Here is a 13,991-nt window from a genome sequence, read left to right as displayed (position 1 = left end):
CCGGGGAGCCGTCACCCCACGTCCCACACCGGCTCCGGCGTCTCCACCACCTCACCGTCGCTCCCGAACAGCACGAACCGGTCGAAGGAGCGGGTGAACCAGCGATCGTGGGTGACCGCGATCACCGTCCCCGCGAAGGCGGTCAGCCCAGCCTCCAACGCCTCGGCGGAGGCCAGGTCGAGGTTGTCCGTCGGCTCGTCGAGCAGCAGCAGGGTCGCCCCGGACAGCTCCAGCAGCAGCACCAGGAAGCGCGCCTGCTGCCCGCCGGAGAGGGTGCCGAACCGCTGGTCGCCCTGGCCGGCCAGCTCGTACCTGCTGAGCGCCGCCATCGCCGCGTGTCGATCCATCCCGGCCCGGTGTTCGTCGCCCCGCCACAGGATCTCGACCAGGGTCTTCGCCATCAGCTCGGGCCGGTCGTGGGTCTGCGAGAAGTGGCCGGGCCGGACCCGGGCGCCGAGCCGTACCACGCCGTCGTGGACGACGGGCGCGAGCGCGCCGGCCCCGTCCACCGGGGTGTTGGCCGGCTCGGGGTCGGTGCCGCCGCGGGCCAGCAGGCGGAGGAAGTGGGACTTCCCCGTACCGTTCGCGCCGAGCACGGCGACCCGGTCGCCGTACCAGATCTCCAGGTCGAAGGGGTAGGTCAGGCCGTCGAGCTCAAGCTGCTCGGCGACCACCGCGCGCTTGCCGGTCCGCCCGCCGGTCAGGCGCATCCGGATGTCCTGGTCCTTCGGCGGTACGGGCGGCGGCCCGGCCTCCTCGAACTTGCGCAACCGGGTCTGCGCGGCCTGGTACCGCGAGGCCATCCCGTCGTTGTACGCGGCCTTCTGCTTGTACATCAGCACCAGCTCGCGCAGCTTCTGGTGTTCCTCGTCCCAGCGGCGGCGCAGCTCGTCGAGGCGGGCGTGCCGGGCCACCCGCGCGGCGTGCCAGCTGGCGAACCCGCCCGGGTGGATCCAGGCGCTGCCGCCCTCGACGGCGACGACCCGGTCGGCGGTCTGCGCCAGCAGCTCCCGGTCGTGCGAGACGTAGAGCACCGACTTGCCGGACTCGCGCAGCCGGGCCTCCAGCCAGCGCTTGCCGGGCACGTCGAGGAAGTTGTCCGGCTCGTCGAGCAGCAGCACCTCGTCGGTGCCGCGGAGCAGCAGTTCCAGGGCGAAGCGTTTCTGCTGGCCACCGGAGAGGGTCCGCACCGGACGGTCCCGGGCGGCGTCCCACGGCAGGTCGAGCACGATGGTGGCGACGGTGTCGAAGAGCACCTCGGCGTCGTACCCGCCGACCTCACCCCACGCGGCGAGCGCGTCCGCGTACGCGAGCTGGGCCTTGCCGGCGGCGGTGCTGTACTTGCCGCGGACCTCGGCGTCCCGCATGGCCGCCTCGGTGGCGACCAGCCGCCGGCCGGCGTCGCGCAGCGCCGGCGGGGCGAGCGACAGCGCCAGGTCGGCGAGCGTGGAGTCGTCCCCGATCATGCCGATGAACTGCCGCATCACCCCGAGGCCACCGGCCCGGGCGACCGCACCGGCCTTCACCGGCAGGTCACCGGCGACCATTCGCAGCAGGGTGGTCTTACCGGCGCCGTTCGGCCCGACCAGGGCCACCTTGGTGCCCTCGCCCACCCGGAACGACACGTCGGCGAAGAGCTCCCGGCCGTCCGGGAGGATGTACCCGACGGCTGCCACGTCCACGTATCCCACGCCGGCATCCTGCCCGAGGGACCGGGGCGGGCGACACTTGATTACCGGGTGACCCGCAGCACCCGGTAGCCCTTCTGGCTGGCGTGCCGCTCCACCTGCCAGCCCTCGTCGACGAGCCAGCGGTGCAGCGAGTCGCCGCCGAGGTGCCGCGCGACGACCAGCCAGGCGACCCCGTCCGGGGCGAGCCGGGGCAGCCAGCGGCGCAGCAGGTCGTGCAGCTCGGCCTTGCCGATGTGGATCGGCGGGTTGGACCAGATCTGCGCGAACGTGACGTCCGCCGGCACGTCGTCCGGCGCGACGACCCGGACCCGTTCGGCGGCGCCGACCCGCTCGGCGTTGGCGGCGGCCAGCTCGCGGGCCCGCCCGTTGACGTCGACCGCCCAGACGGTGGCGGACGGCGCGATGGTGGCCAGTACGCAGGTGATCGGGCCGAATCCGCAGCCGATGTCGAGCAGCGGGCCGGTGACCTCGCCGGCCGGCAGCTCGGCCTTGCGCAGCAGTACCGCGGTGCCGGGGTCGAGTCGGTTGGCGGAGAAGACCCCACTGGCCGAGGCGAGGGTGAAGTCGCGCCCGGCGGCGGAGAACTGGACCTCGCGCGGCTGGGCGGCGGTCGTTGGTTCAGCGGTGAAGTAGTGGTCGCCGGTCACGTCCGGCATTGTCGCACCGGCCCGGGGGCGGCCCGTCAACGGAGTGACGAACAGCAACCCACGCCACGTACGCCGGAATTTCCCAATATTACCCCCTAAAGGGACAACCGGCCCTACTGTGGGCCACATGGTGTATCGGTACGAGTCCGATGAGGACGCCTTCCTGGAGTACCCGGAGTCCGGGTCCGACCTGTCGGTGCTCGGCGCCGGTGCGCCTCCGCACACAGGTCCCTCCCGGTCCCGCTTCCCCACGCCGTCGCTGCCTCCGCCCGCCCGGCCGGTCCGACCGACCCGGCCGGCCGCCGAGGCGGCCCCGGCCCCGGCCCGACCCACCCGGCCGGCGGCGGAGGCGGCCCCGAGCCCGGCCCGACCCTCGGTCGACCCGGCCACGCCCCGGCCCACCATCCCGGTGCCGCAGCCCGTGCCCACGGCCGGGCCACCCGCGCCGGCGACCGAGTCCGGCATTCCCACCTCGGCGCCCCGCAGCCAGGTCTACGTCGCGGGCGAGCCGCCGGGCCTGTCCCGGCCCCGGCGCGCCGACCGCGACCGTCGCGGCGGACGGGCCTGGCAGGTGCTGATCGGCGGTGCCGCCGTCCTGGTCCTGCTCGCCCTCTGCGGGCTGGCCGCCGCGGCCGTGCTCCAGGACCGGACCGCCACGCCGCAGGGGGCCGCTCCCACCGGTCAGACCGTGGCGGAGCAGTCGGCCGCGCCGGACGGGACCGACCTCAACTCCCGGGACACCGACCAGTTGGCGCTGACCGTCAAGGAGGTCTTCCCCGGCAAGTCCGTGGTGGTCACCGACGGGCAGCCGGCCTACCAGGTGCTCAAGACGCACTCCAGTGGCAGTTGCGCGATCGCGGCCACCGGTGAGATCGCCGACCTGCTGGTGCGGCTCGGCTGCAACCAGGTGGTCCGGGCCACCCTCCGTTCCCCCGACGGCGATTACCTGCTCACCGCCGGGCTGTTCAACCTGACCGACCTGGCCAGCGCCCAGCGGGCCCGGGACCGGATCCGGCAGATGCTCGACGAGCGGCAGGGCCGCCTCCGCGGCATGGCGGCCGGTGACGACACCGAGGCGGTGGCCCAGGCCGCCGCCCGGGTCGGCTGGCAGGTTCGCGGCCACTACCTGGCGTACTGCGTGGTGACCCGGGCCAACGGGGAGCGGATCAGCGCCAACGACGCCAAGGTCCGGGACATCCTGTACGACCTGATCGAGGTCCACCTCAACCGCGGGGTGCTGGAGCGACGGGCGAACGCCGGCGTGGCCAGCCAGCCCACCGACGCCCCGGCGGACGGCACCGCCAGCCAGGGCGGCAGCCAGGAACTGCCCGGGAACTGACCGACTTCCCGGCGACCCGCCGCTCCTCGCTCACGCGACCGGGGTGGCGGGTCGTTCCCTGTCCGGCGGCGACCGGCGGCAACCGGCGCGACCGGTACCGGGCCAGGCCGGTACCGGGCCGCGAGCTGCCGGAAGGGGTCAGCCCTCGACCACCGGCACCCGGAGCCGGCGGGTCAGGTCGGCGCGGCGGGCGTACTCGGCCGCGTCGTCGGGATAGCCGACCGCGACCAGGGTCAGTCCGTGCGCGGCGGCCACCGTCACCGCACTGGACCGTTCCCGGCGGCTCAGCAGGCTGGCCGGCCACTCCACCGGCCGTCGGCCGTCCCCGGCCACCAGCATCGCGCCGACCAGACTGCGCACCATCGCCTGGCAGAACGCGTCGGCCTGCACGGTGGCGACCAGGATCCCGTCCGGGTCCCGCCGCCAGTCCAGCCGGGTCACCTCGCGCAGCGTGGTGGCGTTCTCCTTCCGCCGGCAGTACGCGGCGAAGTCGTGCTCACCCACCAGCCCGGCCGCCGCGGCGTTCAGCGCGGCCAGGTCCAGCGGCTTGGGCCAGGCCAGGGTGTCCCGCCGGCGCAGCGGCTCGGCGCCCCACGGGGCGTCGGTCACCCGGTACTCGTACCGGCGGAAGGTCGCCGAGAAGCGGGCGTCGAAGTCCGCCGGCACCTCGGTCATCGCGCGGACCCGCACGTCGGCGGGGAGCAGCCGGGCCAGCCGGCGCAGCAGCCGACCGTCGTGCTCCCGCCACACGGCGGCGGGCAGATCGAGGTGGCAGACCTGGCCGGTGGCGTGCACCCCGGCGTCGGTCCGGCCGGCGACGGTCAGCCCGGTCGCCGTGCCCGCCCCGAGGACCAGGTCCAGCGCCTCGACCAGCACCCCGGCGACGGTGCGCCGGGTCGGCTGGGCGGCCCAGCCGGAGAAGTCGGTGCCGTCGTACGAGACGTCCAGCCGCAGCCGGGTGGGCTCGTCCACCTAGTACCTCCCGTTCACGGCGTCGGGCCCGGCACCCCAGGAAGGGATACCGGGCCCGACGATGGTGCCTGTGCTCAGGCCTTGTTCTCGTTGGCCTCGTCGCTGTCCTCGCGGGCGGCGTCGGTGTCGCCGGACGCCGACACCGGCGCCTCGGAGTCCTGGTCGACCGGGGTCGACTCCGGGGTCTCCTCGGCCGGGGCGAGCGCCTCGACCTTGTCCTGCTGGGCGGCCTTGCGAGCGGCGGTCTTCTTGTTCGCCTTGGGCTCGGCGACCTGAAGCTCCTCGACCAGCTCGATGATCGCCATCGGAGCGTTGTCACCCTTGCGCGGACCGGTCTTCACGATCCGGGTGTAGCCACCGTTGCGGTTGGTGTACCGGGGCGCGATCTGGTCGAACAGGGCGTAGACCACGTCCTTGTCCTTGACGACGCCCGCCACCCGCCGCCGCGCGGCGAGGTCGCCGCGCTTGGCCTTGGTGATGAGCTGCTCGGCCAGCGGACGCAGCCGCCGGGCCTTCGTCTCGGTGGTCTGGATCTTGCCGTGCTGGAACAGCGCGGTGGCCAGGTTGGCCAGCATCAGCCGCTCGTGCGCGGGGCTGCCGCCGAGGCGGGGGCCCTTGGTGGGCGTGGGCATGCTTGGTGCTCCTCAGGTGTGGCGGCAGCGCGGACTAGAGCTGCTCGGTCTCGCGGTAGTCGTCGGTGTCGTAGTCGGCCTCGCCGAAGGCGTCCACGACGTGCGCCGGGTCGAAGTTCGGAGCCGAGTCCTTCAGCCCGAGACCCATCCCGGCGAGCTTCATCTTGACCTCGTCGATCGACTTCTGACCGAAATTCCGGATGTCGAGGAGGTCGGCCTCGGTACGCCCGATGAGCTCACCAACGGAGTTGATGCCCTCGCGCTTGAGGCAGTTGTAGGAGCGGACGGTGAGGTCCAGCTCCTCGATCGGCAGAGCGAGGTCCGCCGCCAGCTGGGCGTCCTGCGGGGACGGCCCGATGTCGATGCCCTCGGCGGTCTCGTCCAGCTCCCGGGCCAGCCCGAAGAGCTCCACCAGCGTCGAGCCGGCGGAGGCCAGCGCGGTACGCGGGCCCATCGACGGCTTGGTCTCGACGTCGATGATCAGCCGGTCGAAGTCGGTCCGCTGCTCGACCCGGGTCGCCTCGACGCGGTACGTCACCTTGAGCACCGGCGAGTAGATCGAGTCGACCGGGATCCGGCCGATCTCGGCGCCGGCCTGCTTGTTCTGCGCCGCCGTGACGTAGCCACGACCCCGCTCGACGGTCAGCTCCATGTCGAGCCGGCCCTTGCCGTTCAGGGTGGCGAGCTTCAGGTCCGGGTTGTGCACCGAGACACCGGCCGGGGGCTGGATGTCGCCCGCGGTCACGTCGCCCGGGCCCTGCTTGCGCAGGTACATGCTGACCGGCTCGTCGTGCTCGGAGCTGACGCACAGCTCCTTGATGTTCATGACGAGCTCGACCACGTCCTCCTTGACACCGGGGATGGTGGTGAACTCGTGCAGGACACCGTCGATCTTGATCGAGGTGACCGCCGCACCCGGGATGGACGACAGCAGCGTGCGCCGCAGCGAGTTGCCCAGGGTGTAGCCGAAGCCCGGCTCCAGCGGCTCGATGGTGAACCGGGAGCGGGTCTCGTTGATCGACTCTTCGGAGAGAGACGGTCGCTGGCTGATGAGCATTTCTTCTCTTCTCTTCCGGGACGCCCGCTATTTGACGCCCACGACACAAACTGTTCCGGTGGCCCGCCCCGGGGGGCGGGCCACCGCAACGAGCCATTACTTGGAGTAGAGCTCGACGATCAGCTGCTCCTGGACCTGGGTGTCGATCACCTGACGGGCCGGGAGCGAGTGCACAAGGATCTTCATCTGGCTGGGGATAGCCTCCAGCCAGGCCGGCACCGACCGCGAACCGGCCTGCGCCTGCGCCACCACGAACGGGGTGAGCTCCTTGCTCTTGCCCCGGACCTCGATGATGTCGTGCTCCTTGACGCGGTACGACGGGATGTCGACCTTCTTGCCGTTCACGGTGAAGTGGCCGTGCTTGACCAGCTGGCGTGCCTGGTCCCGGGAACTGGCGTAGCCGGCCCGGTAGACCACGTTGTCGATCCGCGACTCGAGGATCTGCAGGAGGACCTCACCGGTCTTGGCCTGCTTGCCCACGGCCTCTTCGTAGTAACCGCGGAACTGCTTCTCCAGCACGCCGTAGACACGGCGGGCCTTCTGCTTCTCACGGAGCTGGAGCAGGTACTCCGTCTCCTTGGTGCGGCCGCGGCCGTGCTGTCCGGGCGGGAACGGCCGGGACTCGAACGGGCACTTCGGGCCATCGCACTTGCTGCCCTTGAGGAACAGCTTCATCTTCTCCCGCCGGCAACGGCGGCAGTCAGCACCGGTGTAACGAGCCATCTCTCTCTACCTCTCAGACCCGGCGACGCTTCGGCGGACGGCATCCGTTGTGCGGCTGTGGGGTGACGTCGGAGATCTGCCCGACCTCCAGCCCGGCGGCCTGCAGCGAACGGATGGCGGTCTCCCGGCCGGAGCCGGGGCCCTTGACGAACACGTCGACCTTGCGCATGCCGTGCTCCATCGCCCGACGCGCGGCGGCCTCGGCGGCCAGCTGAGCGGCGAACGGAGTCGACTTGCGGGAGCCCTTGAAGCCCACCTGGCCGGAGGAGGCCCAGGAGATGACCGCACCGGTCGGGTCCGTGATGGACACGATGGTGTTGTTGAAGGTGCTCTTGATGTGCGCCTGCCCGTGGGCGACGTTCTTGCGTTCCTTGCGCCGGACCTTCTTGACGGCGGCTCCGGCACGAGCCTTCGGTGGCATAAGTCTGTGCGCTCCTAGTTACTTCTTGCCGGGCTTCTTCTTGCCGGCGACGGTCCGCTTCGGGCCCTTCCGGGTCCGCGCGTTGGTCTTGGTCCGCTGGCCACGGACGGGTAGGCCCCGGCGGTGCCGGATACCCGCGTAGCTGCCGATCTCGACCTTGCGGCGGATGTCAGCGGCGACCTCGCGGCGCAGGTCGCCTTCAACCTTGTAGTTGCCCTCGATGTGGCTGCGGAGCTGGACCAGCTCCTCATCCGTGAGGTCCCGAGCGCGCTTGTCCGGCGAGATGCCGGTGGCGGCGAGCGTCTCCAGGGCGCGGGTACGGCCGACCCCGAAGATGTAGGTGAGCGCGATCTCCATCCGCTTGTCGCGGGGGAGATCCACGCCGGCTAGACGTGCCATGTGCGGGCGTACTCCTCGTGATGTTGTGGCGGAGGTGTGGACCCGTCCCACCCCGCTACCGACCGTCCCTGTCCTTCCGGCGCGATTCGCGCCGGCGACCGGGATCGGTCGCTGCCCGAGCGGGCCCCGGCCTCCGACCGGGGGTCAACCACGATTCAGTACGCGCTGCGTACCGCTCGTGGCTGGAACGAGCTGATGATGTGCTGTCTGGATCTGCGGCCGGGACCGATCCGACCGGCCGTCACGACCGGTGGGACTGGTTCAGCCCTGGCGCTGCTTGTGGCGCGGGTCAGTGGAGCAGATGACCATGACCCGGCCGTGCCGGCGGATAATCCGGCAGTTGTTGCAGATCCTCTTGACGCTCGGCTTGACCTTCACGGTTGCCTTACTTCCCATCTGGCCCGGCGACGCGACCACGCGCGACACCGGACGTCGAAGACGGACACGGGGACGTCCCGGCCGCCGTCAGGCTTACTTGTAGCGGTAGACGATGCGCCCGCGGGTCAGGTCGTACGGCGAGAGTTCCACGACGACCCGGTCCTCCGGCAGGATGCGGATGTAGTGCTGCCGCATCTTGCCGCTGATGTGAGCCAGCACCTTGTGACCGTTCGCGAGCTCCACCCGGAACATGGCGTTCGGCAGGGGCTCGATGACCCGACCCTCGATCTCAATGGCTCCGTCTTTTTTCGGCATGTCCTCCGCTGTCCTGACGTCGGTTACTCCGGACGGCCCACAACGTCTTACACGGGCTCCGACGGGAGTCGTCGAACCCGAGCCAGCCGCGGCTCCGACTCCCACCGAAGCGCAGGATGGGCATGCCGGAGTGGACGCTGTGCGCCGATCAGAAAGTGTACGCCCGCCTGCGGGCCGTCGCCAAACCGGCCACCCCGCACGTCACCCGCGCGAGGAAAACCGACACCCCGCACGCATCCCCGCCGCGACGGGCCAGGACGCTACCGCTCCCCCGCCCGGCGGGCCTGCCGGCGGGCCCGGCGCCGCTCCCGCCGCTCGTCCCGGTGACGCGGCTCACCGCCCGCCAGGCCATTCGCCGTCCGGATCAGCAGCACCGCACCCCACGGCCCGATCGCCCAGACCGGCCAGTAGAAGAGTAGCTCCCGCGCGCCGACGGCGGAGAGCACCCAGATCGCGGTCAGGATCGCCGCCACCCGCAGCCAGGGCGTCCACACCTCGAGCAGCCAACCGGTGGTGCCGGCGCCGGGCGCCCCGGACGCCGGGGCGACCGGCGCCGGCGCGACGCCGGCCGGGCCGGGCTGGCGCGGCGCCAGTGCCGACCGCTCCGCCGGGGCCGGTCCGGGCAGGTCGGCCAGGACCTCGCCCAGCTCTCCGTACGTCTTCGCGCCGTAGGCCCGCTGCAGCCGCTCGTCGTACTCGTACAGGTCGATCCGGCCCTCGTCGAGCGCCGCCCGGAGCCGGTCCGCCGTCTCCTGCCGGTCCGCGTCGGCCGCCCGCATCCCGTCCCGCCCCTCCATGCCGGCAAGCATGCCACCGGTGCGCCACCTTCCCCAGCCCGCCGGCGGGGCCGGACCCGGAGGACGGGGACGCCCGCCTCGGGCGGGGGGTGTCGCCGGGTTACTTCCCCGGGGTCGCTGATTCTTTCACGTGATCAGCCCCACAGCGTCCGGCACGAACAGCGGGCGGGGGGCCTCGACCTCAACGTGTCGTCGGCGAGGGACGGGGTCAGTGCGTCGGGGAGTCGGCCGACTGACGTGAGGTCACCAGGTCGCCGAGCCGGGCGCGGCCGCCGTCCTCGGCGGTCAGCACCCAGACGCCGTCGTCCAGCAGCGCCATGGAGTGCTCGACGTGCGCCGCCATCGACCCGTCCCGGGTCACCACGGTCCAGCCGTCACCGAGCTCCACGGTGCGCGGCGAGCCCATGGTGATCATCGGCTCGATGGCCAGCGCCAGCCCGGGGACCAGGCGGGGGCCCTTGCCCGGCCGGCCGTGGTTGAGCACGTGCGGGTCCTGGTGCATCTCGGTGCCGATGCCGTGCCCGCCGTAGCCGTCGACGATGCCGTACCGGCCGCCCTTGCGGACCGCGTTCTCGACCGCGTGCGAGATGTCGGTGAGCCGTCCCTTGCCGCTCGCGGCGCCGCGGGCGGCGGCGGCGATGCCGGCCCACATCGCGTCCTCGGCCACCGCGGCCATCTTCAGCAGGGCCGGGTCGACCTCGCCGACGCCGACCGTGATCGCCGCGTCACCGTGCCAGCCGTTCAGCACCGCGCCGCAGTCGATCGAGATCAGGTCCCCCTCCTGGAGCACCTGCGCGGACGCCGGGATCGCGTGCACGACCTGCTGGTTGACGGACGAGCAGATCGACGCCGGGAAGCCGTGGTAGCCCTTGAACGACGGGATCGCGCCGGCCTCGCGGATGGTCGACTCGGCGATGGCGTCCAGGTCGGCGGTGCTCACCCCGGGGGCGACCGCCTCCCGCATCCGACGCAGCGCGCGGGCGACCACCAGACCGGCGGCCCGCATCTTCTCGATCTGGTCGGGGGTCTTCAGCTGGATGTCCAGCTGGGGACGACGCATGGAGCCGTTACCTTTCGTCGCGCGGAACAGCGGGGCACGTCGGACGTACCCCGCTGTTCGCACTCTATCCGTCGGGGTGCCGGCGGGACGTCAGCCGCCGTACGAGCGCAGGGCGTCGATGGCGCGGACGGTCACGTCCTCCACCGGCCCGGTCGCGTCGATGCCGACGAGCTTGCCCTGGGCGCCGTAGTAGTCGACGAGCGGCGCGGTCTTCTCCGCGTACTCCCGCAGCCGGGCGGCGATGGTCTCCGGCTTGTCGTCGTCGCGCTGGAACAGCTCGGCGCCGCAGCGGTCGCAGATGCCTTCCCGGGTGGTGGCGTCGAACTCGACGTGCCAGATCTTGCCGCAGCCCCGGCAGGTACGCCGGCCGGAGAGCCGCCGGATCACCTCGTCGTCGTCGACGACCAGCTCCAGCACCAGGTCCAGCGCGGTGCCGAGGTCGGCGAGGAGCTTGTCCAGCGCCGCGGCCTGCGGCGTGGTGCGCGGGAAGCCGTCGAGCAAGAAGCCCTCGGCGGCGTCCGGCTCGGCGAGCCGGTCCCGCACCATGTTGATGGTGACCTCGTCCGGGACCAGCTTGCCGGCGTCCATGTACCGCTTCGCCTCGACTCCCAGCGGCGTGCCCTGGGAGACGTTGGCCCGGAAGATGTCACCGGTCGAGATCTTCGGCACCGAGAGGTGGGCGGCGATGAACTCCGCCTGCGTGCCCTTGCCCGCGCCCGGCGGGCCAACCAGAACGAGTCGCATCTACCGCAGGAACCCTTCGTAGTTCCGCTGCATGAGTTGGCTCTCGATCTGCTTCACGGTCTCCAGACCGACGCCGACCATGATGAGCACAGCGGTGCCGCCGAACGGGAAGTTCTGGAACTGCTGGCTGTTCAGCCAGATGAAGAAGAAGTTCGGCAGGATCGCGACGATGCCCAGGTACAGCGCGCCCGGCAGGGTGATCCGGCTGAGGATGAAGTCGAGGTACTCCGCCGTCGGCTTGCCCGGGCGGATGCCCGGCACGAAGCCGCCGTACTTCTTCATGTTGTCCGCGACCTCGGTCGGGTTGAACGTGATGGACACGTAGAAGTACGTGAAGAAGATGATCAGCAGGAAGTAGATCGCGATGTGCTCCGGCGCGCTCGCCTTGACGATGTGGTTCTGGATCCAGGCCTGGGTCTTGCCCGGGTTGGTCGGGTCGAAGAACTGGAGCGCGAGCTGCGGCAGGTAGAGCAGCGACGAGGCGAAGATGACCGGGATGACACCGGCCTGGTTCACCTTCAGCGGGATGTAGGTGGAGGTGCCGCCGTACATCCGCCGGCCGATCATGCGTTTGGCGTACTGCACCGGGATCCGGCGCTGCGCCTGCTCGATGAAGGTGACCGCGGTGATGACCACCAGGACCAGGAGCAGCACCAGGACGAACTTGCCCCAGCCCGAGGTGGTCTTGATCTTCCAGCCTTCGCTGGGCAGCCGGGCCGCGATCGAGGTGAAGATCAGGACGGACATGCCGTTGCCGACGCCCCGGTCGGTGATCAGCTCACCGAGCCACATCACCATGCCGGTGCCCGCGGTCATGGTCATGACCACGATGGTCAGGGTCAGCCAGTCCGGGATCCCGATGCCCTTGGGGATGATCGGGAACTGGTCACACTGGTTGTTGAACAGCTGCCCGGAGCGGGCCAGCGCCACGAACGCCGACGACTGGAGGATGCCCAGGCCCAGCGTCAGGTAGCGGGTGTACTGGGTGATCTTCGCCTGGCCGGCCTGGCCTTCCTTGCGGAGCTGCTCCAGCCGCGGGATGACCACCGTCAGCAGCTGCAGGATGATCGACGCGGTGATGTACGGCATGATGCCCAGCGCGAAGACCGAGAGCTGCAGCAGCGCGCCACCGGAGAACAGGTCCAGCAGGTTCAGCACGCCGGTGCCACTGCCCTGGATGGTGTCGAGACACTTCTGCACGTTGCCGTACGAGACACCTGGGCTGGGCAGCGTTGCGCCCAGCCGGTAGACCGCGATGATGCCTACTGAGAACAGCAGCTTCTTGCGCAGGTCAGGCGTACGGAACGCACTGAGAAAGGCGGACAGCAACTTCTTCCTCCTGCGCGAGGCGGGCCGCCGGTGATCCCTGGCGGGGCGGGGTGGGTGCCGGGCGAGTGCCCGATATCCATAGCTGGGAAGGGACTCTAACAGCCCGATCCCGGTCCGGGCAGATGTGCCCGGCTACATAAACCGAATCCGATGTTACCCGGCGCACATGGGCCGGTAGACCACGGCGCCCGCCCAGTCGCGGACAACTGAGCGGGCGCCATGGGTCTGCCTTACAGCTCGGTGACGGAGCCACCGGCGGTGGTGATCTTCTCCTTGGCCGACGCGCTGAACGCGTGCGCCGACACCTGGAGGGCCACCCCGCCGAGGTCGCCGGTGCCGAGGATCTTCACCGGGTGGCCCTTGCGGACCGCGCCGGCGTCGACCAGCTCGGCCGGACCGACCTGGCCGCCGTTCGGGAACAGCTCAGCGAGCCGGTCCAGGTTGACCACCTGGAAGACGACCTTGAACTTGTTCTTGAAGCCCTTGAGCTTCGGCAGGCGCATGTGGATGGGCATCTGCCCACCCTCGAACGCCGGCGAGATGTTGTTGCGGGCCTTGGAACCCTTGGTACCGCGACCGGCGGTCTTGCCCTTGGAGCCCTCACCGCGACCCACACGGGTCTTCGCGGTCTTGGCACCGGGTGCCGGGCGCAGGTGGTGCACCTTGATCGTCATTACTCGACCTCCTCGACCTTCACGAGGTGGTTGACCGCGAAGATCATGCCACGGATCTCCGGACGGTCCTCCTTGACCACCACGTCGTTGATCCGCTTGAGACCGAGCGAACGCAGCGAGTCACGCTGGTTCTGCTTGGTCCCGATCTCGGACCGGACCTGGGTGACCTTCAGGCGAGCCATCAGGAAGCCACCCCCGCCCGCGACGCCAGCATGGCGGCCGGCGCGACATCCTCGACCGGCAGACCACGACGGGCCGCGACGGCCTCCGGGGACTCGAGCCCCTTCAGCGCCGCCACCGTGGCGTGCACGATGTTGATCGGGTTGGACGAGCCGAGGCTCTTGGAGAGCACGTCGTGGATGCCCGCGCACTCCAGCACGGCACGCACCGGACCACCGGCGATGACGCCCGTACCGGCCGAGGCCGGCTTGAGCAGCACCACGCCGGCCGCAGCCTCGCCCTGCACCGGGTGCGGGATCGACTGACCGATCCGCGGCACCTTGAAGAAGTGCTTCTTGGCCTCCTCGACACCCTTGGCGATCGCCGCGGGCACCTCCTTGGCCTTTCCGTAGCCCACACCGACGGTGCCGTCGCCGTCGCCCACGATCACCAGGGCGGTGAAGCTGAAGCGACGACCACCCTTCACGACCTTGGCGACGCGGTTGATCGCGACGACCCGCTCGAGGTGCGGGGTCTTCTCGACGGGCGCGTTTCCGCGACCGCCCTCACGGCGGTTGTCGCGGCGACCACCCTCGTTGCCACCGGACCCGCCGCCACGGCGCTGTTGACCTGGCATCAGCAGCCTTCCTTCTC

General features: G+C 70.9%; 18 protein-coding genes. 1 reads left to right on the top strand and 17 read right to left on the bottom strand.

The window, feature by feature from the left end:
- Positions 1–11: 11 nt before the first annotated feature.
- Both I8N68_RS00640 and I8N68_RS00635 read right to left on the bottom strand, forming a co-directional pair.
- On the bottom strand, positions 12–1,691 hold the full coding sequence (locus tag I8N68_RS00640) for an ABC-F family ATP-binding cassette domain-containing protein (RefSeq protein WP_200206291.1): 1,680 nt from the start codon (positions 1,689–1,691) through the stop codon (positions 12–14).
- Positions 1,692–1,732: 41 nt separating this feature from the next.
- A complete protein-coding gene (locus tag I8N68_RS00635; RefSeq protein WP_200206926.1) occupies positions 1,733–2,338 on the bottom strand; it encodes a class I SAM-dependent methyltransferase in 606 nt (201 codons plus the stop codon).
- A gap of 127 nt (positions 2,339–2,465) precedes the next feature.
- Here I8N68_RS00635 and I8N68_RS00630 point away from each other — a divergent pair, with 127 nt between their 5' ends.
- Positions 2,466–3,677 (top strand): hypothetical protein, encoded by a 1,212-nt coding sequence (locus I8N68_RS00630; RefSeq protein ID WP_200206289.1) that lies wholly within the window; start codon positions 2,466–2,468, stop codon positions 3,675–3,677.
- Between the two features lie 138 nt (positions 3,678–3,815).
- Here the strand turns inward: I8N68_RS00630 and truA are convergent, their stop codons facing one another.
- The 15 genes from truA to rpsE all read right to left on the bottom strand — a co-directional run bounded on the left by truA (position 3,816) and on the right by rpsE (position 13,974).
- The gene (truA, locus tag I8N68_RS00625; RefSeq protein ID WP_200206287.1) at positions 3,816–4,649 is read right to left on the bottom strand and encodes a tRNA pseudouridine(38-40) synthase TruA; all 834 of its coding nucleotides are present in this window, start codon (positions 4,647–4,649) and stop codon (positions 3,816–3,818) included.
- 74 nt (positions 4,650–4,723) lie between these two features.
- Positions 4,724–5,281, bottom strand: a complete 558-nt coding sequence (gene rplQ, locus I8N68_RS00620; protein WP_200206285.1) for a 50S ribosomal protein L17 — start codon at positions 5,279–5,281, stop codon at positions 4,724–4,726.
- Between the two features lie 34 nt (positions 5,282–5,315).
- On the bottom strand, positions 5,316–6,338 hold the full coding sequence (locus I8N68_RS00615) for a DNA-directed RNA polymerase subunit alpha (RefSeq protein WP_007073009.1): 1,023 nt from the start codon (positions 6,336–6,338) through the stop codon (positions 5,316–5,318).
- A gap of 96 nt (positions 6,339–6,434) precedes the next feature.
- Entirely contained in the window at positions 6,435–7,061 is a 627-nt protein-coding gene (gene rpsD / locus I8N68_RS00610) for a 30S ribosomal protein S4 (protein WP_200206283.1), read from the bottom strand.
- Positions 7,062–7,074: 13 nt separating this feature from the next.
- A complete protein-coding gene (gene rpsK / locus I8N68_RS00605; RefSeq protein ID WP_014440747.1) occupies positions 7,075–7,482 on the bottom strand; it encodes a 30S ribosomal protein S11 in 408 nt (135 codons plus the stop codon).
- 18 nt (positions 7,483–7,500) lie between these two features.
- Positions 7,501–7,881, bottom strand: a complete 381-nt coding sequence (gene rpsM / locus I8N68_RS00600) for a 30S ribosomal protein S13 (RefSeq protein ID WP_200206277.1) — start codon at positions 7,879–7,881, stop codon at positions 7,501–7,503.
- Between the two features lie 261 nt (positions 7,882–8,142).
- Positions 8,143–8,259 (bottom strand): 50S ribosomal protein L36, encoded by a 117-nt coding sequence (rpmJ, locus tag I8N68_RS00595; RefSeq protein WP_014687778.1) that lies wholly within the window; start codon positions 8,257–8,259, stop codon positions 8,143–8,145.
- A gap of 93 nt (positions 8,260–8,352) precedes the next feature.
- Entirely contained in the window at positions 8,353–8,574 is a 222-nt protein-coding gene (gene infA / locus I8N68_RS00590; protein WP_007073013.1) for a translation initiation factor IF-1, read from the bottom strand.
- A 260-nt stretch (positions 8,575–8,834) separates the two neighbouring features.
- Positions 8,835–9,371 carry a DUF1707 SHOCT-like domain-containing protein gene (locus I8N68_RS00585; protein WP_234038294.1) on the bottom strand — a complete coding sequence of 179 codons (537 nt, stop codon included), beginning with the start codon at positions 9,369–9,371 and terminating at the stop codon, positions 8,835–8,837.
- 208 nt (positions 9,372–9,579) lie between these two features.
- The gene (gene map, locus I8N68_RS00580; protein WP_200206273.1) at positions 9,580–10,431 is read right to left on the bottom strand and encodes a type I methionyl aminopeptidase; all 852 of its coding nucleotides are present in this window, start codon (positions 10,429–10,431) and stop codon (positions 9,580–9,582) included.
- 90 nt (positions 10,432–10,521) lie between these two features.
- Entirely contained in the window at positions 10,522–11,175 is a 654-nt protein-coding gene (locus I8N68_RS00575; RefSeq protein ID WP_200206271.1) for an adenylate kinase, read from the bottom strand.
- Positions 11,176–12,504 (bottom strand): preprotein translocase subunit SecY, encoded by a 1,329-nt coding sequence (gene secY / locus I8N68_RS00570; protein WP_200206270.1) that lies wholly within the window; start codon positions 12,502–12,504, stop codon positions 11,176–11,178.
- Positions 12,505–12,734: 230 nt separating this feature from the next.
- Positions 12,735–13,178 carry a 50S ribosomal protein L15 gene (gene rplO, locus I8N68_RS00565; RefSeq protein WP_200206269.1) on the bottom strand — a complete coding sequence of 148 codons (444 nt, stop codon included), beginning with the start codon at positions 13,176–13,178 and terminating at the stop codon, positions 12,735–12,737.
- Positions 13,178–13,360 carry a 50S ribosomal protein L30 gene (gene rpmD, locus I8N68_RS00560; protein WP_007073018.1) on the bottom strand — a complete coding sequence of 61 codons (183 nt, stop codon included), beginning with the start codon at positions 13,358–13,360 and terminating at the stop codon, positions 13,178–13,180. The genes rplO and rpmD overlap by 1 nt, the downstream gene beginning before the upstream one ends.
- Positions 13,360–13,974, bottom strand: coding sequence for a 30S ribosomal protein S5 (gene rpsE / locus I8N68_RS00555; RefSeq protein WP_088960262.1), 615 nt, complete (start codon positions 13,972–13,974; stop codon positions 13,360–13,362). The genes rpmD and rpsE overlap by 1 nt, the downstream gene beginning before the upstream one ends.
- Positions 13,975–13,991 lie beyond the last annotated feature (17 nt).

It is taken from the genome of Micromonospora coerulea, from assembly GCF_016598485.1.
Taxonomy (GTDB): Bacteria; Actinomycetota; Actinomycetes; order Mycobacteriales; family Micromonosporaceae; genus Micromonospora; species Micromonospora coerulea.
The sequence above is the reverse complement of the archived record's forward strand: the minus strand, read 5'-3'. Positions and strand labels throughout refer to the sequence as shown.